Origin of the sequence: Collimonas sp. OK242 (assembly GCF_900107095.1) — a bacterium.
Taxonomy (GTDB): domain Bacteria; phylum Pseudomonadota; class Gammaproteobacteria; order Burkholderiales; family Burkholderiaceae_D; genus Collimonas.
The window spans coordinates 200,368-218,301 of sequence record NZ_FNOR01000009.1 but is presented as its reverse complement, the minus strand read 5'-3'; the positions used below and the strand labels follow the sequence as shown (position 1 = coordinate 218,301).

Annotated in this window: 20 protein-coding genes; 16 read left to right on the top strand and 4 right to left on the bottom strand. The window is 55.1% G+C overall.

Going from position 1 to position 17,934, the window contains the following annotated elements; all coding sequences use genetic code 11:
* Positions 1-4 precede the first annotated feature (4 nt).
* The 13 genes from rpmD (at position 5) to BLV81_RS12150 (ending at position 8,915) form a co-directional block, all read left to right on the top strand.
* Positions 5-184 (top strand): 50S ribosomal protein L30, encoded by a 180-nt coding sequence (gene rpmD, locus BLV81_RS12210; protein ID WP_041742931.1) that lies wholly within the window; start codon positions 5-7, stop codon positions 182-184.
* A gap of 26 nt (positions 185-210) precedes the next feature.
* Positions 211-642: a 50S ribosomal protein L15 gene (gene rplO, locus BLV81_RS12205; RefSeq protein ID WP_092356311.1), complete on the top strand. Its 432-nt coding sequence runs from the start codon at positions 211-213 to the stop codon at positions 640-642.
* Between the two features lie 34 nt (positions 643-676).
* Positions 677-2,008 (top strand): preprotein translocase subunit SecY, encoded by a 1,332-nt coding sequence (secY, locus tag BLV81_RS12200; RefSeq protein ID WP_092356307.1) that lies wholly within the window; start codon positions 677-679, stop codon positions 2,006-2,008.
* Between the two features lie 35 nt (positions 2,009-2,043).
* On the top strand, positions 2,044-2,262 hold the full coding sequence (infA, locus tag BLV81_RS12195; RefSeq protein ID WP_014004414.1) for a translation initiation factor IF-1: 219 nt from the start codon (positions 2,044-2,046) through the stop codon (positions 2,260-2,262).
* A 25-nt stretch (positions 2,263-2,287) separates the two neighbouring features.
* Positions 2,288-2,401, top strand: coding sequence for a 50S ribosomal protein L36 (gene rpmJ / locus BLV81_RS12190; RefSeq protein ID WP_014004415.1), 114 nt, complete (start codon positions 2,288-2,290; stop codon positions 2,399-2,401).
* Between the two features lie 27 nt (positions 2,402-2,428).
* Positions 2,429-2,794, top strand: a complete 366-nt coding sequence (gene rpsM / locus BLV81_RS12185) for a 30S ribosomal protein S13 (protein WP_014004416.1) — start codon at positions 2,429-2,431, stop codon at positions 2,792-2,794.
* 66 nt (positions 2,795-2,860) lie between these two features.
* Positions 2,861-3,265, top strand: coding sequence for a 30S ribosomal protein S11 (gene rpsK, locus BLV81_RS12180; protein ID WP_014004417.1), 405 nt, complete (start codon positions 2,861-2,863; stop codon positions 3,263-3,265).
* 179 nt (positions 3,266-3,444) lie between these two features.
* Positions 3,445-4,068 (top strand): 30S ribosomal protein S4, encoded by a 624-nt coding sequence (rpsD, locus tag BLV81_RS12175; RefSeq protein ID WP_092356384.1) that lies wholly within the window; start codon positions 3,445-3,447, stop codon positions 4,066-4,068.
* A 142-nt stretch (positions 4,069-4,210) separates the two neighbouring features.
* Positions 4,211-5,188, top strand: a complete 978-nt coding sequence (gene rpoA / locus BLV81_RS12170) for a DNA-directed RNA polymerase subunit alpha (protein ID WP_014004419.1) — start codon at positions 4,211-4,213, stop codon at positions 5,186-5,188.
* A gap of 197 nt (positions 5,189-5,385) precedes the next feature.
* Positions 5,386-5,781, top strand: a complete 396-nt coding sequence (gene rplQ, locus BLV81_RS12165) for a 50S ribosomal protein L17 (protein WP_092356304.1) — start codon at positions 5,386-5,388, stop codon at positions 5,779-5,781.
* A 172-nt stretch (positions 5,782-5,953) separates the two neighbouring features.
* Positions 5,954-6,286 (top strand): divalent-cation tolerance protein CutA, encoded by a 333-nt coding sequence (gene cutA / locus BLV81_RS12160; protein WP_092356301.1) that lies wholly within the window; start codon positions 5,954-5,956, stop codon positions 6,284-6,286.
* On the top strand, positions 6,279-8,153 hold the full coding sequence (gene dsbD / locus BLV81_RS12155) for a protein-disulfide reductase DsbD (protein ID WP_092356298.1): 1,875 nt from the start codon (positions 6,279-6,281) through the stop codon (positions 8,151-8,153). Before cutA ends, dsbD begins: the two co-directional genes overlap by 8 nt.
* Before the next feature lie 120 nt (positions 8,154-8,273).
* Positions 8,274-8,915, top strand: coding sequence for a peroxiredoxin (locus tag BLV81_RS12150; RefSeq protein ID WP_092356295.1), 642 nt, complete (start codon positions 8,274-8,276; stop codon positions 8,913-8,915).
* A gap of 101 nt (positions 8,916-9,016) precedes the next feature.
* Here the strand turns inward: BLV81_RS12150 and BLV81_RS12145 are convergent, their stop codons facing one another.
* The 4 genes from BLV81_RS12145 to yihA form a co-directional block, all read right to left on the bottom strand.
* A complete protein-coding gene (locus BLV81_RS12145) occupies positions 9,017-10,195 on the bottom strand; it encodes a magnesium transporter CorA family protein (RefSeq protein WP_092356292.1) in 1,179 nt (392 codons plus the stop codon).
* Positions 10,173-11,429 carry a sterol desaturase family protein gene (locus BLV81_RS12140; protein ID WP_255365155.1) on the bottom strand — a complete coding sequence of 419 codons (1,257 nt, stop codon included), beginning with the start codon at positions 11,427-11,429 and terminating at the stop codon, positions 10,173-10,175. Before BLV81_RS12140 ends, BLV81_RS12145 begins: the two co-directional genes overlap by 23 nt.
* 196 nt (positions 11,430-11,625) lie before the next feature.
* A complete protein-coding gene (gene hemB / locus BLV81_RS12135) occupies positions 11,626-12,639 on the bottom strand; it encodes a porphobilinogen synthase (protein ID WP_092356290.1) in 1,014 nt (337 codons plus the stop codon).
* A 234-nt stretch (positions 12,640-12,873) separates the two neighbouring features.
* Positions 12,874-13,602 (bottom strand): ribosome biogenesis GTP-binding protein YihA/YsxC, encoded by a 729-nt coding sequence (yihA, locus tag BLV81_RS12130; RefSeq protein ID WP_092356287.1) that lies wholly within the window; start codon positions 13,600-13,602, stop codon positions 12,874-12,876.
* Between the two features lie 198 nt (positions 13,603-13,800).
* Here yihA and BLV81_RS12125 point away from each other — a divergent pair, with 198 nt between their 5' ends.
* From BLV81_RS12125 to ccsB, 3 genes are all read left to right on the top strand, one after another.
* Complete coding sequence (locus BLV81_RS12125) at positions 13,801-14,466, top strand: c-type cytochrome (RefSeq protein ID WP_092356284.1); 666 nt, start codon at positions 13,801-13,803, stop codon at positions 14,464-14,466.
* A 75-nt stretch (positions 14,467-14,541) separates the two neighbouring features.
* Entirely contained in the window at positions 14,542-16,704 is a 2,163-nt protein-coding gene (locus tag BLV81_RS12120; RefSeq protein WP_092356281.1) for a cytochrome c biogenesis protein ResB, read from the top strand.
* An 82-nt stretch (positions 16,705-16,786) separates the two neighbouring features.
* Positions 16,787-17,932, top strand: a complete 1,146-nt coding sequence (ccsB, locus tag BLV81_RS12115; protein ID WP_092356278.1) for a c-type cytochrome biogenesis protein CcsB — start codon at positions 16,787-16,789, stop codon at positions 17,930-17,932.
* The last annotated feature ends 2 nt before the right edge of the window (positions 17,933-17,934 follow it).

Below are 17,934 nucleotides of genomic sequence, written 5' to 3'. Positions count from 1 at the left end.
CAAAATGACAAAAACTGTAAAAGTACAATTGATCAAGGGTTTGATCGGCACGCGCGAAACTCATCGCGCGACAGTTCGCGGTTTGGGCCTGCGTCGCGTCAATTCGGTTTCCGAATTGCAAGACACTCCGTCTGTGCGCGGCATGATCAATAAAGTGTCCTATCTTGTGAAAGTGGTGTCGTAAGCTTAGGCTTGCGAACGGAGCAAATTATGGAATTGAATACTATTCAACCTGCAGATGGCGCCAAGCATTACAAGCGTCGCGTTGGTCGTGGTATCGGCTCAGGTATCGGTAAGACAGCCGGCCGCGGTCACAAGGGTCAAAAATCGCGTTCGGGCGGTTTCCACAAAGTAGGTTTTGAAGGCGGTCAGATGCCTTTGCAACGTCGTTTGCCAAAGCGTGGCTTCAAGTCGATGGCAACCCCGTTCAAAGCTGAAGTTCGTTTGTCGGACCTGGAAAACCTGCCGGTAACTGAAGTAGATATCCTGGTGTTGAAGCAAGCTGGCGTGATCGGCGAACTGGCGCGCGTAGTACGCGTGATCCTGTCCGGCGAACTGACCAAAAAGGTAACGCTCAAAGGTTTGATCGCTACTAAAGGTGCAAAAGCTGCGATTGAAGCGGCTGGCGGATCGGTTGCTTGATTTGTCGTTCTAACTCGTAGCAATGGAGCAATAAGTGGCGACTTCTCCCCAACTTGCAAAGAGTGCTGCGAGCGGCTTCCCTTGGGGCCGTCTGTGGTTCTTGCTTGCTGCATTGGTTGTATATCGTATTGGTGCGCACATTCCCGTACCGGGAATTGACCCATCGCAGTTGGCACAATTGTTTAAGCAGCACCAGGGCGGCATTTTGGGCATGTTCAACATGTTCTCTGGTGGCGCGTTGTCGCGCTTCACCGTGTTTGCGCTGGGAATCATGCCGTATATCTCGGCATCGATCGTGATGCAATTGATGTCGATTGTGTCGCCTCAGCTGGAAGCGTTGAAGAAAGAGGGCGAATCAGGTCGCCGCAAGATTACCCAATACACCCGTTACGGTACGCTGCTGCTGGCGACGTTTCAGGCTCTGGGGATCGCGGTAGCACTGGAATCGCAGCCTGGCCTGGTGTTGGATGCAGGCTTGGCTTTCCGCTTCACGACAGTTGTGACGCTGGTAACTGGAACAATGTTTTTGATGTGGCTGGGCGAACAGATTACCGAGCGTGGTCTGGGTAATGGCATCTCGATCATCATTTTTGCAGGTATCGCGGCTGGTTTGCCGAATGCGGTAGGTGGTTTGTTCGGACAGGTAAGTACCGGTTCCATGAGTCCCGTGTCGGCGATTGTGATTTGTTTGATCGCTGCCGGCGTGACATTCCTGGTGGTATTTATCGAACGCGGCCAGCGCAAGATCTTGGTGAATTATGCCAAGCGCCAGGTAGGAAACAAGATTTATGGCGGTCAAAGCAGTCATTTGCCGTTGAAGCTGAATATGGCTGGTGTAATTCCTCCAATCTTTGCTTCCTCGATCATCTTGTTTCCTGCGACAATCACGAGTTGGTTTACTTCCGGTGATTCAACCAATCCGGTAGTCAACTTTCTGAAGGATATGGCGGCTTCTTTGGCGCCAGGCGAGCCGATACATGCTTTGCTGTATGCGATTGCAATTGTTTTCTTCTGCTTCTTCTACACCGCATTGGTGTTCAACAGCAAGGAAACAGCTGACAACCTGAAGAAGAGCGGCGCGTTTGTGCCAGGGATTCGTCCAGGTGAGCAGACTGCACGTTATATCGACAAGATTCTGATGCGTTTGACTCTGGTTGGCGCGGTCTATATTACGGTTGTGTGTCTGGTTCCGGAATTCTTGATTGCTCGCTGGAAGGTACCGTTTTATTTTGGTGGCACATCGCTGTTGATTATCGTAGTGGTTACCATGGACTTCATGGCGCAAGTACAGAATTACGTGATGTCGCAGCAATATGATTCGCTGCTGCGTAAGGCAAATTTCAAGGGCGGCGTTTCGACGCGGTAAGTTGAAATGAACGACCAGAGGAACCAGTAGACCGAATGGCAAAAGACGACGTTATCCAGATGCAAGGCGAGATTCTTGAGAATCTCCCCAATGCAACATTTAGAGTCAAGTTGGAAAACGGACATATCGTCCTCGGTCATATTTCTGGCAAGATGCGCATGAACTATATTCGCATCCTCCCAGGAGATAAGGTGACGGTAGAATTGACACCTTATGATTTAAGCCGGGCACGGATTGTGTTCCGTACCAAGTAACTTTTAGTATAGAAAGAAGACGAAAATGAAAGTGCTCGCATCAGTCAAGCGCATCTGCCGCAACTGTAAGATCATTAAGCGCAAAGGCGTGGTTCGCGTCATTTGTACAGAGCCGCGCCATAAACAGCGCCAAGGTTAATTAACGTTATTGATCGAGGAATAACGAATGGCACGTATTGCAGGGGTAAACATCCCCAATCATCAGCACACCGTCATCGGCTTGACAGCCATCTACGGTGTTGGCCGCCCACGCGCACAAGAAATTTGCGACAGCACGGGTATTTTGACTACGAAGAAGATCAAAGATCTCGACGATAACGAGCTGGAAAAGCTGCGCGACGAAATTGCAAAATTCGTCGTCGAAGGTGACCTGCGTCGTGAACTGTCGATGAACATCAAGCGTTTGATGGATCTGGGTTGCTATCGTGGTATGCGTCATCGCAAAGGCTTGCCTTGCCGTGGCCAACGTACTCGTACTAATGCACGTACCCGCAAGGGCCCGCGCAAAGCCGCTCAATCGCTGAAGAAATAATTAAGGTGCCACGCTCCCGTGGCAACTGATTGTTTCATTTAGGTAGTCGGATTCAAGGAAATTATTATGGCAAAGTCCCCAAATAACGCCGCAGCAGCACGTGTGCGTAAAAAAGTTAAAAAGAACGTTGCTGAAGGTATCGCGCATATCCACGCGTCTTTCAACAACACCATCATCACGATTACCGATCGTCAAGGTAATGCGTTGTCGTGGGCGACATCTGGTGGCGCTGGCTTTAAAGGCTCCCGCAAGTCGACTCCATTTGCAGCGCAGGTTGCAGCCGAAGCCGCTGGTAAAGTGGCTGTGGAATGTGGCGTGAAGAACTTGGAAGTGCGCATCAAGGGCCCAGGCCCAGGTCGTGAATCCGCTGTTCGTGCATTGAACAACCTGGGTATCAAGATCACCCAGATTCAAGATGTGACACCAGTGCCACATAACGGTTGCCGTCCACCTAAGCGCCGTCGTATCTAAATCGATTCTGATTGTCGCTACCGTCCTGCGGTAGCGATTGCAAGTTGCCCGCCAATGACCTTGGCGGGTTTTGTTCTTAAGCCCACCGTCTGATTGAAAGCAAATCAGACTAGCGTCGTGCCGTCGGCAACCCTGGTTGCTGGTTGCAGCTCGGCGTCATATTTTTAAAAGGAAGCATCGTGGCACGTTATATCGGACCTAAAGCAAAACTTTCCCGCCGTGAAGGTACGGACCTGTTCCTGAAGAGCGCCCGCCGCTCGCTGGATTCCAAGTGCAAACTGGATTCCAAGCCAGGTCAGCATGGCCGCACATCTGGCGCACGTACCTCCGACTACGGTAACCAATTGCGCGAAAAGCAAAAAGTTAAGCGTATGTACGGCATTCTGGAACGTCAGTTCCGTCGTTATTTCGCTGAAGCCGACCGCCGCAAGGGCAACACCGGCGAAACGCTGCTGCGTTTGCTGGAAGCGCGTCTGGACAACGTCGTATACCGTATGGGTTTCGGTTCGACTCGTGCTGAAGGCCGTCAGTTGGTCTCGCACAAGGCGTTCACCGTCAACGGTAACGTGGTCAACATCGCTTCCTATCAAGTGAAGCCAGGCGACGTAGTTGCCGTTCGCGAAAAAGCCAAGAAGCAAGTACGTATCGTTGAAGCTCTGTCGCTGGCAGAACAAGGCGGCATGCCATCGTGGGTTTCGGTTGATGCGAAGAAAATGGAAGGTACTTTCAAGTCCCTGCCAGACCGCAACGAAATCGCTAACGATGTCAACGAATCGCTGATCGTCGAACTGTACTCGCGTTAATTTTAGTTTTTTCCGGCCCGGCCTTTTTAGGTTGGGCTTTTTCATCTGGGTGCCGCCGGCAATCTTCTGGATTGCCGGCGGCACCCTTAATGCCATCAGCCTTATCGGTGTAATGAGCCGAGGGTATTGAAAAGGACATTTCATGCAAAACAGCTTGTTGAAGCCACGTATTATCGAAGTAGAAGCACTGGGTGCCGGCCACGCTAAAGTCGTGATGGAACCGTTTGAACGTGGTTACGGCCACACCCTGGGCAATGCGCTGCGTCGCGTGCTGCTGTCGTCGATGGTTGGCTACGCGCCGACTGAAGTGACGATCGCTGGCGTGGTGCACGAATATTCGTCGCTCGATGGCGTGCAAGAAGACGTAGTCGATATTCTTCTGAACCTGAAGGGTGTCGTATTCAAGCTGCATAACCGTGACGAAGTCACGCTGACTCTGAAAAAAGATGGCGAAGGCGCCGTGCTGGCTTCCGACATCGATCTGCCGCATGACGTCGAACTGGTTAATCCGGATCACGTGATTGCCCACCTGACAGCTGGCGGCGCACTCGACATGCAGATCAAGGTTGAAAAAGGCCGTGGCTACGTGCCAGGCAACGTCCGTCGTCTGACGGAAGATGCCAACAAGACTATCGGCCGTATCATTCTGGACGCATCGTTCTCGCCAGTACGCCGTGTTTCCTACGCTGTCGAATCGGCGCGTGTGGAACAACGTACCGACCTGGACAAGCTGGTCATCAACATTGAAACCAATGGCGTGATCACTCCGGAAGAAGCGATCCGCCAATCGGCACGCGTGCTGGTTGACCAGCTGAACGTGTTCGCTGCGCTGGAAGGCACCGAAGCTGCTGCTGAAGCGCCATCGCGTGCACCGCAAGTCGATCCTATCCTGTTGCGTCCGGTCGACGACCTGGAGCTGACAGTACGTTCGGCAAACTGCCTGAAAGCAGAAAACATTTACTACATCGGCGATCTGATCCAGCGTAGCGAAAATGAACTGCTGAAGACGCCAAACCTGGGCCGCAAGTCCTTGAATGAAATCAAGGAAGTTCTGGCGTCCCGTGGTTTGACACTGGGCATGAAGCTGGAAAACTGGCCGCCTGCAGGCCTGGAAAAGTAATATTTGTTGTTCGGCCCGGGGTGGGATAGAATCTCGCCCTTGGGTCACGCCCTTGGGCCTCGCTCCTGGGCTTGTTTTACCGCTTGACCCTTGTTGTACTCATTGTTGTATCTAATTTCAACCGGCCCGCGGCCAAGGCAATACGCCAAAGTCGATCGAAGAGCTGGATGTAAACTCAAAAACTGAAAGGAATTACCATGCGTCACCGTCACGGCCTTCGTAAATTAAATCGTACCTCTTCCCACCGCCTCGCCATGTTGCGCAACATGACTGTTTCGCTGCTGCGTCACGAAGCAATCAAGACCACATTGCCAAAGGCGAAAGAACTGCGTCGCGTGATCGAACCGATCCTGACACTGGGCAAGACCGATACACTGGCAAACAAGCGCCTGGCATTCGCCCGTCTGCGCGACCGCGAAATGGTCTTGAAGCTGTTTGCTGAACTGGGCCCACGCTACGCTAACCGTAACGGCGGCTACCTGCGCATCCTGAAAATGGGTTTCCGCGTTGGCGATAACGCTCCTATGGCTTACATCGAGCTGATGGACCGTCCGGAAATCAGCGACAGCGCTGAAGTGCCGACAGCTGACTAAGCTTGGTTAGCCAACTTAGTTAGCTAACTTAAGCAGCCAAGCTGCGTTAAAATAAAAAGCCAGGCCTAGCCTGGCTTTTTTGCATTCTGGACACCGTTCTCCGCGCAGTTCTCCTGTCATCCTGCCGCCAACGGGCGGCGACCGTTGTAAGGAATGTTCTCGGAGATCGACTATGTCAGAAGCCTTGCTCATACTTACCAACTTGCCCGACGCAGCCAGTGCCCAAGCGCTGGCACTGCAGCTGGTGGAACGTAAATTGGCTGCTTGTGTCAATATCATGCCTGCGGTGCAGGCGGTGTATCGCTGGCAGGGTGTGGTGGAACAGGCTAGCGAGGTGACTGTATTGATCAAGAGCGTCAGCAGTCGTTACGCGGAGCTGGAAAGCGCGATCAGAGCGCTCCATCCGTACGCGCTGCCGGAAATAATTGCCTTACCGATTGTGGCCGGTTTGCCGGCCTATCTGGACTGGATTACTGCAGAAACCCAAAAGGACGTGAATGTTTAAGCTTTTCAAGCAATTGTTCTTGCTGTTTGCCATGATGTTCGTGTTTTCCCTGGCGCATGCCGATGATGACGACTATCTGGCGCCGGAAGTCGCGTTCAAGTTCTCTGCCCGCATGGCCGACGCCAAGACCGCTGAAGTGAGCTATGCGATCGCCGACGGCTACTACATGTACCGAGAACGTTTCCACTTCAAGGCCGAAGGCGCTACCTTGGGCGAACCGCAAATTCCGGCCGGCACCGTCAAGTTCGACCAGACCTTCAACAAGAATGTCGAAACTTATCACCACAGCGTCACTATCCGCTTGCCGGTTCAGGCCAATGGTAATTTCACGCTGATTTCCACCGGCCAGGGCTGTGCCGACAAGGGCTTGTGCTATCCACCCATGGATACGCGCATCAGCCTGTCCACAACCGGCGGCAGCGCCGACGGGGGCTTGTTGAGTGCAATCGGACTGGCCAAAGGCAGCGGTGCAGCTATCGATACGCCGCAAGCAAACTCTGCGGTTGGTAGCAATAACAGCAATGATAGCAACGCGCCTGTCGCCGCTCAGACGTCAGACAATGCAGTTTCGTCGATTCCGGCCGACTCTGAAAGCGGCCGCATCGAATCATCGCTGAAGGGCGGCAGACTGCTGGTCATCATGCCCTTGTTCCTGTTGCTTGGGCTGGGACTGGCGTTCACCCCCTGCGTCTTGCCGATGGTGCCGATCCTGTCATCGATTATTGTCGGCGAGGGCGCCAAGGTCAGCCGCCGTCGCGGCTTCCTGCTTTCCGTCACCTATGCGTTGGGAATGGCATTGATCTACACCGCTTTAGGCATTGCGGCCGGCCTGGCTGGTGAAGGCTTGGCTGCGACCTTGCAGAATCCCTGGGTATTGTCAGCGTTTGCTTTGCTGATGGTGTTGATGTCCTTGTCCATGTTCGGCTTCTATGAGTTGCAGTTGCCCGCGGCGCTCCAAACCAAATTGACCCAGGCTTCCGGCCAGCAATCCGCCGGCAAGCTGATCGGCGTGTTTGTCATGGGGGCGATCTCGGCATTGATCGTCGGACCATGCGTGGCTGCGCCGCTGGCAGGGGCCCTGGTGTATATCAGCCAGACGCGCGACGTCGTGATCGGCGGCAGTGCTTTGTTTGCGATGGCGGTCGGCATGAGCGTGCCGCTGCTGCTGGTCGGGATTTCCGCCGGTTCCCTGCTGCCGCGTGCCGGCGCCTGGATGGAATCGGTGAAACGATTCTTCGGTGTATTGATGCTGGCGGTTGCGTTGTGGATGGTGGCGCCGGTTATACCGGTGTCGGCGCAGATGCTGGGCTGGGCTGCCTTGGGTATCGGCTATGGCGCGTTTCTGTTGTGGGGGAAATCGTCAGCATCGTCCGCCTGGTTCGCCAAAGCATTCGGCGTGGCGTTCATGGTATGTGGCGCGCTGCAGCTGGTTGGCGGAGTCACCGGCGGGCGCGATGTCTGGATGCCGCTGGCACATCTGGGCGGCGCCCGGGAAAGTGTGCACACGCAATTCGTCAAGGTCAGATCCGTGGCGGAACTGGACGCGGCATTAGCCCAGGCCAATGGTAAATCCGCAATGCTGGATTTTTATGCCGACTGGTGTGTGTCATGCAAGGAAATGGAAAAATTCACGTTCACCGACCCGCGCGTACAGACGCGCTTTGGCGAAATGATCTTGCTGCAAATCGATGTCACCGCCAACAACGCGGACGACAAAGCGATGCTCAAGCGCTTCAATCTGTTTGGGCCGCCCGGCATCATATTGTTCGACGGGCGTGGGCAGGAAGTGCCGCATGGCCGCGTCATCGGCTATCAGAAAGCCGATAAATTCCTGCAATCGCTATCGGTTCTGGGCGCAAAAACATAACTCGCTTCTAACCGCGGCTTATATCGATAGTCGATAAAATTCTTTAGGCGATTGCCGCCGCAACGCTATAGTTTTAGTTCTACGTGATTTGCAAACCCGTGCAATTTAAAGGAGCCTGAAATGACTTTACGCCTTGGCGATGTCGCCCCCGATTTTGAGCAGGATTCTTCACTCGGCAAGATCAGATTTTACGATTGGGCCGGCGCTTCGTGGGTGGTGCTGTTTTCACATCCGGCTGACTTCACGCCAGTCTGCACCACCGAGCTTGGACTGACTTCCAAATTGAAATCGCAATTCGAACGGCGCGGCGTCAAAGTGATCGCATTGTCTGTGGATCCTGCCGACAAGCATCAGGAATGGATCAAGGATATCAACGAAACACAGAACACCGTGGTCGGCTTTCCCATCATTGCCGACGCCGATCGCAAGGTGTCGGAGCTGTACGACCTGATTCATCCGAATGCCAGCGCAACGGCGACCGTGCGTTCGCTGTTCGTGATTGATCCATCCAGGAAAGTACGCTTGATCATCACCTATCCGGCCAGCACCGGCCGCAACTTCGACGAAATCCTGCGCGTCATCGATTCCCTGCAACTGACCGACAATTATTCGGTCGCCACGCCAGGAAACTGGAAGGATGGCGAGGACGTCGTGATCGTTCCGTCGTTGCAGGACCCTGAGATTCTCAAGCAGAAATTCCCCAAGGGCTACAAGGCGATCCGCCCCTATCTGCGCCTGACTCCGCAGCCTAACCGTGATTGAATTTTTTGCGGTTTGTGAGGCCGGCAGATCAACATGAAAAAGCCCCGTCAAATAACGACGGGGCTTTTTCATTGCGGCCATATCATGTTCGGCGTCCGTGTTCAGCGTCGGTCCAGCGCCTGGCTTTCCAGGTAACGCCGGCGCTGGAAAAATACCAGCATGCCGACCACGATCAGCAGCATGCTAGCCATCGTGAGCCAGAATCCGGCATTGTTTTTCAGCAGCGGCATCTCGATAAAGTTCATGCCGAAAATCCCGGTAATCAGCGTCAAGGGCATGAACAGCGCGGTAATGACGGTAAGTGTGCGCATGATTTCATTGGTGCGATGAGCGACTGCGGAAAAATGAATTTGCACCGCCGATTCAATCGAAGACTCCAGCCGGCGCGCGTGATTCAACACCCGCGTGATGTGTTCCATCACGTCATTGATGCGCACCAGCAGCAGATCCTTGGCGCGGCTGAGCTCGACGCCGTCGTCGATGTCGACGAAATAGTCGCGCAGCTCTTGCATGGCATCGTGCTGTTCCTCGCACAGGTTTTCCAGCTTGCGCAATTCGATCCGCGCATCCAGCAGAGCCATCCAATCCTTGAACGGCCGGCGCGGATCCAGTAGCGCCCGCTGCCAGCGATCCAGTTGCGTTGTCAGCGGCTGGCGCAAGTCCAGATATTGGTCGACCATGGCGTTGATCAGCCGCAGCAATAAATCTTCCGGCGATGTCGGGGGCCGCGTCGAGTGCGGCGTCTTTTCCGGTTTGTCGCACAGATCGAGCAGGCGAGTGCGCGCTGCATCGATGGTGCGGCTATAGCGCTCATGCACCGTCACCAGCGCATGCTCCATGATCAGGAAAGTTACCGGTTGTGTCGCCAGCTTGCTCAATGCCGCGGGAATCCGGCGCTTGCCGGGTTCCCTTTCGGGCGTAGCCGCTGGCGGCGCAGTATTTGTATCAGCGCTATCCGCTGCATTGTTTTCAGCTGCGCGGGAACTGCCGCTGCCGTTTCCACCACCGGCGCCGTTCAGCATCAACTTGCGAAACACCACCATGCCGTAATCCTGAGTCGAATCGAAATACGACGGGTGACTCGGATTGAGCGTATCCGTCATGTGCGGATCGTAGATCTGGACGCCGGTGGCCAGAGCAATGGCGTTGCGCCAGGCTTCCGGATCGGCGCCTACTTCTTCGTGGGTGGCGTCGATCCACAGGAAGCCTTTGACCGGTACGGTGTCGGGTACTTCCTTGCTTTGGCTGACCTGGTTGTCACTGATGAGAAAGATGTCCATGCATTGTCGATAAGCGTTTAAATATAAGCCAGAGCGCGATCATCGAAACCAGCGATACGCTGATGACTGCGCCCTGCATCAGCGGTGATAAGGATACCGCGCCGAACCAGGCTTTGCCGATTACCACGCCGGCGCTGCTTGCCGCCAGGCGTAATGCTTCCAGCGCGATGTAGCGGGGCCGCATCTCCATCAGGCCGCCGACAATCCAGAGCCCCGCCGCCAGCCAGATCGCGTAAGCCAGCCCTTGCGGCCAAGGCATGGCGACCTGTGCCGCCAGGAAGTGGGTGGTTACCAGCAACAGGATGATGAATTGCAACAAGCAATAGACCTGGGCGGCGCGACTTAGTTGCGGATGATACAGCGGCCGGGCGATGTCGAACGGCGCGCTCGGCCATTTTGCCGCAACGTCGGCAGGCCGCCAGCCTGGCGCGGCCAGCCAGACCCGCAATTTGTCTCCGAGGTTCCGCGCGCGCCAGGCATCCAGCCAGAGCACTTTGTACACTTCGAAATTGGCCCAGATCGGGTTCCAGCTGCGCAACGGACTGCGGGTGCCGTAGACCACCGGATCCTGATCGCGTTCTTCGATGAAGGTGCCGAACAGGCGATCCCACACAATCAGGATGCCGCCGTAATTCTTATCCAGGTAAATGTCGTTGACGCCGTGGTGCACGCGATGATTCGACGGTGTGACGAGCACCCGGTCGAGCCAGCCCAACTTGCCTATCTGCTGGGTGTGGACCCAGAACTGATACAGCAGATCGATCAGCGCCAACGCGGCAAACACTTCCACCGGATAGCCAAGGATGGCCAGCGGCACATAGAAAATCCAGCCCAGGAGATGGCCGCTGCTGGTCTGGCGCAGGGCGGTGGAGAGGTTGTAGTCCTCGCTTTGATGGTGCACCACGTGGGCCGCCCACAAGACGTTGACTTCATGGCCGCAGCGATGCAGCCAGTAGTAGCAGAGATCGTAGAGCAGCAAGCCGGACAGCCAGACCCAAATGCTGTCGGCCGGCAGCCTGAACAGCCCGATATGGCTCGCCAGCCAGGCATATATGCCGACCCGCAGCACTTGCATGAAAACGCCCGATACCTGGCTCAGCACGCCAAGACTGATGCTATTGATGGCATCGTTGAGGCGGTAGGTATTGCGTCGTCGCAGCAGGCCGACGATCAGCTCGATGAATATCAATAAAAAGAACACCGGCGTTGCCAGCGTAATCACCTTTTCTTGCACGTCAGTCTCCTTGTCGCCCGGAGGGCGATCGATCGTTATGTGCTTGCATGGTAACCAATGCGGGCCGCATTTGGATTAGAGCGCGGTGTCTAGTAATCCGAGGAAACAAAGCGTGCCTAGCGCCTGGCAAGAGCCGCATTCTCACGCGCTCTTGCCATTCCTTGGTATTTGCTGCTGTTGTTGCCGGAACGGCTGCTCAACCCTTTTTCAGGTGGCGGGCAATATCCAACGCGAAATAGGTCAGCACGCCGTCGGCTCCGGCACGCTTGAAAGCCATCATGGCTTCCATCATGGTCTTGTCATGATCGAGCCAGCCATTTTGAGCGGCTGCTTTGATCATCGCGTATTCGCCGCTGACCTGATAGGCAAAAGTCGGGACCTTGAATTCGTCTTTCACGCGGCGCACGATATCCAGATAGGGCATGCCCGGTTTCACCATCACCATGTCGGCGCCTTCGGCCAGGTCCAGCGCGACTTCATGCAATGCCTCGTCGCTGTTGGCCGGATCCATCTGGTAGGTGCTTTTATTGCTCTTGCCCAGCGTTGCGGAAGAACCGACAGCGTCGCGGAACGGGCCATAAAAAGCCGAGGCGTACTTGGCGGAATAAGCCATGATGCGGGTATAGATATGGTGATGCGCTTCCAGCGCGTTGCGGATCGCGCCGATGCGGCCATCCATCATGTCGGACGGCGCCACGATGTCCACCCCGGCTTCGGCCTGGGTCAGGGCTTGCTTGACCAGAATGGTGCAGGTTTCATCATTCAACACGTAGCCGTCTGCGTTCAGCACGCCGTCCTGGCCGTGGCTGGTGTAAGGGTCCAAGGCAACATCGGTCAGTATGCCGAGTTCAGGAAACCGCTGTTTGAGCTCGCGTACCGCGCGCGGAATCAATCCTTGCGGGTTGGTGGCTTCGATGCCGTCAGGGGTTTTCAGCGACGGATTGATGACAGGAAATAAAGCCATGACCGGTATTCCCAGCGCCACGCACTCTTCTGCCACATTCAGCAGCAAATCAATCGACAGGCGTTCAACTCCCGGCATCGAATTTATTTTTTCACGCTGATGCTTGCCGTCCAACACAAATACCGGATAAATCAGATCGGCAGCGGTGACGGTATTTTCCCGCATCATTGCGCGCGAGAATGCATCTTTGCGCATACGGCGCATGCGGATGGCTGGGAATTGGGCAGTTTTTTGAGAATATGGCATGGCGGTTTTTAAGATATCGGGTGAGTGGAGAGCGATCTGGTCTGCATCGCTAATATTTTCGCCGAAAAATAAAAAAATCGTGAACTTTTTCGGCCTAGTCCTTCTCCTAGCAATAGGTGCATCATTCGCCTCCCGCTTCCCTCCCTGAGCGGGGCCGTATCGCTTTTGGTGATAAGGCATTACGCCCTGGAGATATTCCCCTTTCTCCAGGGCTTTTTTATGTTTAGTTATTTACTAAACTTGTTCTCCGTCGTCGCCCGAGGCCGCTGCATCGCCAGCATCAGCCTTATCATCGGCCACGCTTGTCAGGCCCGCCAGTTCCAAAATGCGATCATTGGCTTCTTCTAGCCCATTGCGGTTCAGCGCTGAAAACAGCTGCGCGGTAAACGGCAGTTGCTGATTGTTTTCATCAACGTAACTCGCCAGGAAAGTGCGAGCCTGACGCAGGGCATTGGTCGCGTCATTGCGGTTGAGCTTGTCGGATTTGCTCAAGATGCAATGAATCGGCTTGCCGGTAGGCGCAAACCATTCCACCATCTGGACATCGAGTTCAGTGAACGGGCGGCGCGAGTCGACGATCAGCACCAGCGCCGCCAGCTGTTGGCGGCGGCGCACGTAATCGCCAAGCAACTGCTGCCAGTGCAGCTTGGCCGAACCGGACACTTCAGCATAGCCATAACCGGGCAAGTCGACTAGCAAGGCGCGAATCTCGTCGATCTTGGTTTCGTCCTTGCGATGCTGGGCGACGTGGGCGCCGCCTATGGAAAAATAGTTGATATGCTGGGTGCGGCCGGGTGTTTTAGACGCGAAAGCCAGCTTCTTCTGATTGCACAAAAGATTGATGGCGGTCGACTTGCCGGCGTTGGAACGGCCGGCGAAAGCGATCTCGGGGACTTGCAAAGTTGGCAAGTCTCGAAGATGATTAACCGTAGTAAAGAAGCGGGCTTGCCAAAGTAGGGACATGGGTTGAGCAGAAAATGCGGTAAGGGGGGCAAAAATGCCGGAAAGCTATTGTACAATAAGGGGTTATGTACTGCTGTTCTGCTTAGCTTTGCCTTATACGCAATTGATAGCCTTTGGGAGCCAGGCAATCAATTGATGGTGCTCAGCCGCTCAGCTTCGTCGCCACCGAATTCTAAAATCAAGTCTCAGGGTGTTTGAATGAACCGTGCGTTTTTTCCAGTAGTGACATCTTTCTTCGTTGCAGTGCTAGCACTTTCCTCCGTGGCCTATGCTGCGGATGCGCCAAAAGCCGGGCCTGCCAAAGCGGATCCAGCCAAGGGCGAAGCACTGTATACCAATGGCGACGCAGCGCGCAACATTACCGCTTGCGTTTCTTGCCACGGTGCAGCCGGTGCTTCGACCATCAGCACCAACCCGAAACTGGGCGGCCAGCACGCTGCGTATATCCACAAGCAGTTGACCAATTTCCAGGGCGCCGACCGGAACAATCCGATCATGTCGCCGCTGGCCAAGCTGTTGACCGACGATGAAATGAAAAACATCGCTGCCTACCTGGATGCGCAAGCGGCCAAACCCGGCGCCGCCAGGAATAAGGATACGCTGGACCTGGGCAAAAAGATCTATCGCGGCGGGATTGCCGAAAAGAGCGTTCCGGCTTGTGCCGGTTGCCACAGCCCGAACGGCGCCGGCATCCCGGCCCAGTTTCCGCGCATCGGCGGCCAGCATCAGGACTACACCGTGGCTGAGTTGACCAATTTCCGCAGCGGCGTCCGCAAGAACGGGCCGATGATGACGACGATCGCCAAGGACATGTCTGATGATGAAATCAAAGCTGTAGCTGACTATATCGCCGGCCTGAAGTAAAAATAATAATAATAAAACATGTATTCAGGGGTGGCCTAGGCCACCCCTTTTTCTTTTCAAAAAGATGAATCGGCTATGAGCAAAAGTAACAACGAAATCAAGGATGGCGAGATTACGACGGCAGGCATACAGCTGAAAACCAGCCGGCGCTGGCTGGCGGACGGAGTTGAATTATTGTCATCGATGCGGTTCGCCATCAGTTTGTTGACGATTATCGCCATCGCCTCCGTGATCGGCACGGTGCTCAAGCAAAACGAACCCATGCCGAACTACGTCAATCAGTTCGGTCCGTTCTGGTTTGAAATCTTCAGCAAGCTGGGTTTGTACGCAGTGTATTCGTCCTGGTGGTTTTTGCTCATCATGACCTTCCTGGTGATTTCGACCTCATTGTGCATCGCGCGCAACGCCCCGAAGATGTTGAAGGACATGCGCAGCTGGCGCGAAAATGTGCGCGAACAATCGCTGCGCAATTTTCACCACAAGGCCGAGTGGACTTCCGTCACGGCGCCTGCCGTGCTGACGCAGCAACTGGTCGCACGGATTGCCGCCAAGGGCTACAAGACCAGGCTGGTGGCGAAAGACAATGCCACCTTGATTACGGCCAAGCAAGGCGCCGCCAATAAATGGGGCTACATCTTCGCCCATAGCGCGATCGTGATCATCTGTGTCGGCGGTTTGCTGGACTCCGACATGCCGATACGCGCGCAGCAATGGTTCTATGGCAAAACGCCATTTAACGGCAACGGCATCATCGCTGAAATCCCGGAAGAACATCGTTTGGGACTTGGCAATCCTACATTCCGCGGCAATACCCTGATTCCGGAAGGCTCCGCCAGCAGCACAGCCATCATTCCGCAAAAAGACGGCGTGATGATCCAGGACTTGCCATTCACGATCCAGCTGAAAAAATTCATCATCGACTTTTATAGCACCGGCATGCCGAAGCTGTTCGCCAGTGAAGTCGTGATCCGGGATAACGCCGACGGCCATACTTTCGCGGCAACCATCAAAGTCAACCAGCCGTTGATTTACAAGGGGATCGCGGTCTATCAATCGAGTTTCGAAGACGGCGGCAGCAAACTCAGGCTGACGGCCTATCCGATGGCCGGCAGCAGCGAAACCAGCTTTCCGGTGACTGGCGAAGTCAATGGCAGCACCTCCCTGGCCAATCCCGCTTTAGCCAATAACGGTAATAGCGACTATACGATTGAATGGTCTGGTTTCCGCCCATTCAACGTGGAAAATATGGCTCAGTCAGGTGACGATCTGCGCGCCGTGACCAAGGCCAAGAGCCTCGATCAACGCTTGAGCGACGATTTGAGCAATCATCTTGGCAATGCGGCAAAAAGCGCCAACAAGAAAGACCTGAAGAATGTCGGGCCTAGCGTGCAATATAAATTGCGCGACAAGACAGGCCAGGCGCGCGAGTTCAGCAACTACATGCAATCGATCAAGGTTGACGATGCCTACGTGTTCCTGGCCGGGGTGCGCGATACGCCGGACGAGCCGTTCCGTTATTTGCGGATTCCCGCCGATGACAACGATTCGGTGCAAGAGTGGATGCGCATGCGGGCGGCCTTGTTGAATCCGGAATTGCGCGCAGCAGCGGCACATCGCTATGCGCAACGCGCGATTCCCGAAAGCCGCGAAGGCATCGCCGTCTTGCGCGTCCAGCTGGAGCAATCGGCCCTGCGCGGTTTGTCCCTGTTTGCCGGCAATGGTAAAGAAGCCGGCTACATGGCGATTTCCAGATTCCTGGAACAAGTGCCGCCGCAAGAGCAGGAAAAGGCGGCAGACATTTTCATGAAGATCCTGAACGGCAGCATGTGGGATCTGTGGCAGGTTGCACGTGAGAAAGACGGATTGAAGGAAATGCCGGCCGATGAAAAGCGTGCCCGCTTCTTGCAATTGAGTACCAATGCACTGTCGGATGCAAGCTTCTATAATGCGCCTGTATACCTGCAAATGACCGGTTTCGACGAGATCAAGGCATCGGTGTTCCAGGTCACCCGTTCACCGGGCAAGAAGGTGGTGTATCTGGGCTGCCTGTTGTTGGTGCTGGGCGTGTTTTCGATGCTGTACGTGCGTGAGCGCAGGTTGTGGGTGTGGATACGCCCGGACAAGAATGCGGAAGGGCAGTCGCATGCGCTGATGGCGATGAGTTCGCAGCGTAAGACGATGGACTTTGAAAAAGAATTTGAAGTATTGAAAACACAATTAAAGCAGCCGGAAGCATAGATTGACGGTCGAGCTGCAAGGCTAGCAAAGCAAGCGTGCCGTTGCGCCTCCGGCGCAGTAGCGGAACGATATGGAGAAGATGATGGAACTGACGCAAACGTATTCCCCCCCCAGCAGCTTTATCAAGCGCCTGTCTGTGATCGACTGGCTGTTTGCCGTCGCGCTGGTGGCCGCTTCGCTGTTCGCCCTGAACCGCTATGGCAGCCACATGGATTATTACGAAAAAGGTGTGCTGCTGCTAGCTGCGCCGACTTTCTCCTGGCTCGGCTGGCACTGGAAACCGGTACGCTGGCTGATGGCTTTGCTGGCCGTGTTGTCGCTGTCGGCAATCGCCATGTATGGCGGCGTGCTGGATATGGCCAGCCAGAAATTCTTTCTGAAGTACCTGCTCTCCAGCCAGTCCGCGATTCTGTGGATGAGCACGCTGTTTTTCCTGTCGACCTTGTTTTTCTGGGGCGGCTTGATCACGCGCTCCGATTTTGGCGCATCGATCGGTTCCAAGCTGTGCTGGGCTGCGGTGGTGATGGGCTTCACCGGGATGCTGGTGCGCTGGTACGAGTCATACCTGATCGGCGCTGACATCGGCCATATTCCTATTTCCAACCTGTATGAAGTATTTGTTCTGTTCAGCCTGATTACCGCCCTGTTCTACCTGTACTACGAACACCATTACCGTACCCGCCAGCTCGGCGCTTTCGTCTTGCTGGTCATCTCGGCCGCGGTAGGATTCCTGCTGTGGTACATGGTGTCGCGCGATGCCGCGGAAATCCAGCCGCTGGTGCCGGCGCTGCAAAGCTGGTGGATGAAGATTCATGTGCCGGCCAACTTCATCGGCTACGGCACGTTCGCCCTGTCGGCGATGGTGGCGATGGCGTATCTGCTGAAATCGCATGGCTACCTGGCCGATCGCCTGCCGACGCTGGAAGTACTGGACGATGTGATGTACAAGGCGATCGCCGTCGGCTTCACCTTTTTCACCATCGCCACCATTCTCGGCGCGCTGTGGGCGGCAGAAGCCTGGGGCGGCTACTGGTCGTGGGATCCGAAGGAAACCTGGGCGCTGATTGTCTGGCTCAACTACGCAGCGTGGCTGCATATGCGCCTGATGAAGGGATTGCGCGGGCGGGTCGGGGCATGGTGGGCGCTGATCGGCTTGCTGGTGACGACGTTTGCCTTCCTTGGCGTCAACATGTTCCTGTCCGGCCTGCATTCTTACGGAGAACTGTGATC

Excerpts from the sequence above, each read along its gene's own strand:
- rpmD (WP_041742931.1), top strand. The coding sequence starts at position 5 with ATGACAAAAACTGTAAAAGTACAATTGATCAAGGGTTTGATCGGCACG.
- rplO (WP_092356311.1), top strand. The coding sequence starts at position 211 with ATGGAATTGAATACTATTCAACCTGCAGATGGCGCCAAGCATTACAAG.
- infA (WP_014004414.1), top strand. The coding sequence starts at position 2,044 with ATGGCAAAAGACGACGTTATCCAGATGCAAGGCGAGATTCTTGAGAAT.
- rpmJ (WP_014004415.1), top strand. The coding sequence starts at position 2,288 with ATGAAAGTGCTCGCATCAGTCAAGCGCATCTGCCGCAACTGTAAGATC.
- rpsM (WP_014004416.1), top strand. The coding sequence starts at position 2,429 with ATGGCACGTATTGCAGGGGTAAACATCCCCAATCATCAGCACACCGTC.
- rpsK (WP_014004417.1), top strand. The coding sequence starts at position 2,861 with ATGGCAAAGTCCCCAAATAACGCCGCAGCAGCACGTGTGCGTAAAAAA.
- rpoA (WP_014004419.1), top strand. The coding sequence starts at position 4,211 with ATGCAAAACAGCTTGTTGAAGCCACGTATTATCGAAGTAGAAGCACTG.
- rplQ (WP_092356304.1), top strand. The coding sequence starts at position 5,386 with ATGCGTCACCGTCACGGCCTTCGTAAATTAAATCGTACCTCTTCCCAC.
- cutA (WP_092356301.1), top strand. The coding sequence starts at position 5,954 with ATGTCAGAAGCCTTGCTCATACTTACCAACTTGCCCGACGCAGCCAGT.
- dsbD (WP_092356298.1), top strand. The coding sequence starts at position 6,279 with ATGTTTAAGCTTTTCAAGCAATTGTTCTTGCTGTTTGCCATGATGTTC.
- BLV81_RS12150 (WP_092356295.1), top strand. The coding sequence starts at position 8,274 with ATGACTTTACGCCTTGGCGATGTCGCCCCCGATTTTGAGCAGGATTCT.
- BLV81_RS12145 (WP_092356292.1), bottom strand. The coding sequence starts at position 10,195 with ATGGACATCTTTCTCATCAGTGACAACCAGGTCAGCCAAAGCAAGGAA.
- hemB (WP_092356290.1), bottom strand. The coding sequence starts at position 12,639 with ATGCCATATTCTCAAAAAACTGCCCAATTCCCAGCCATCCGCATGCGC.
- yihA (WP_092356287.1), bottom strand. The coding sequence starts at position 13,602 with ATGTCCCTACTTTGGCAAGCCCGCTTCTTTACTACGGTTAATCATCTT.
- BLV81_RS12125 (WP_092356284.1), top strand. The coding sequence starts at position 13,801 with ATGAACCGTGCGTTTTTTCCAGTAGTGACATCTTTCTTCGTTGCAGTG.
- BLV81_RS12120 (WP_092356281.1), top strand. The coding sequence starts at position 14,542 with ATGAGCAAAAGTAACAACGAAATCAAGGATGGCGAGATTACGACGGCA.
- ccsB (WP_092356278.1), top strand. The coding sequence starts at position 16,787 with ATGGAACTGACGCAAACGTATTCCCCCCCCAGCAGCTTTATCAAGCGC.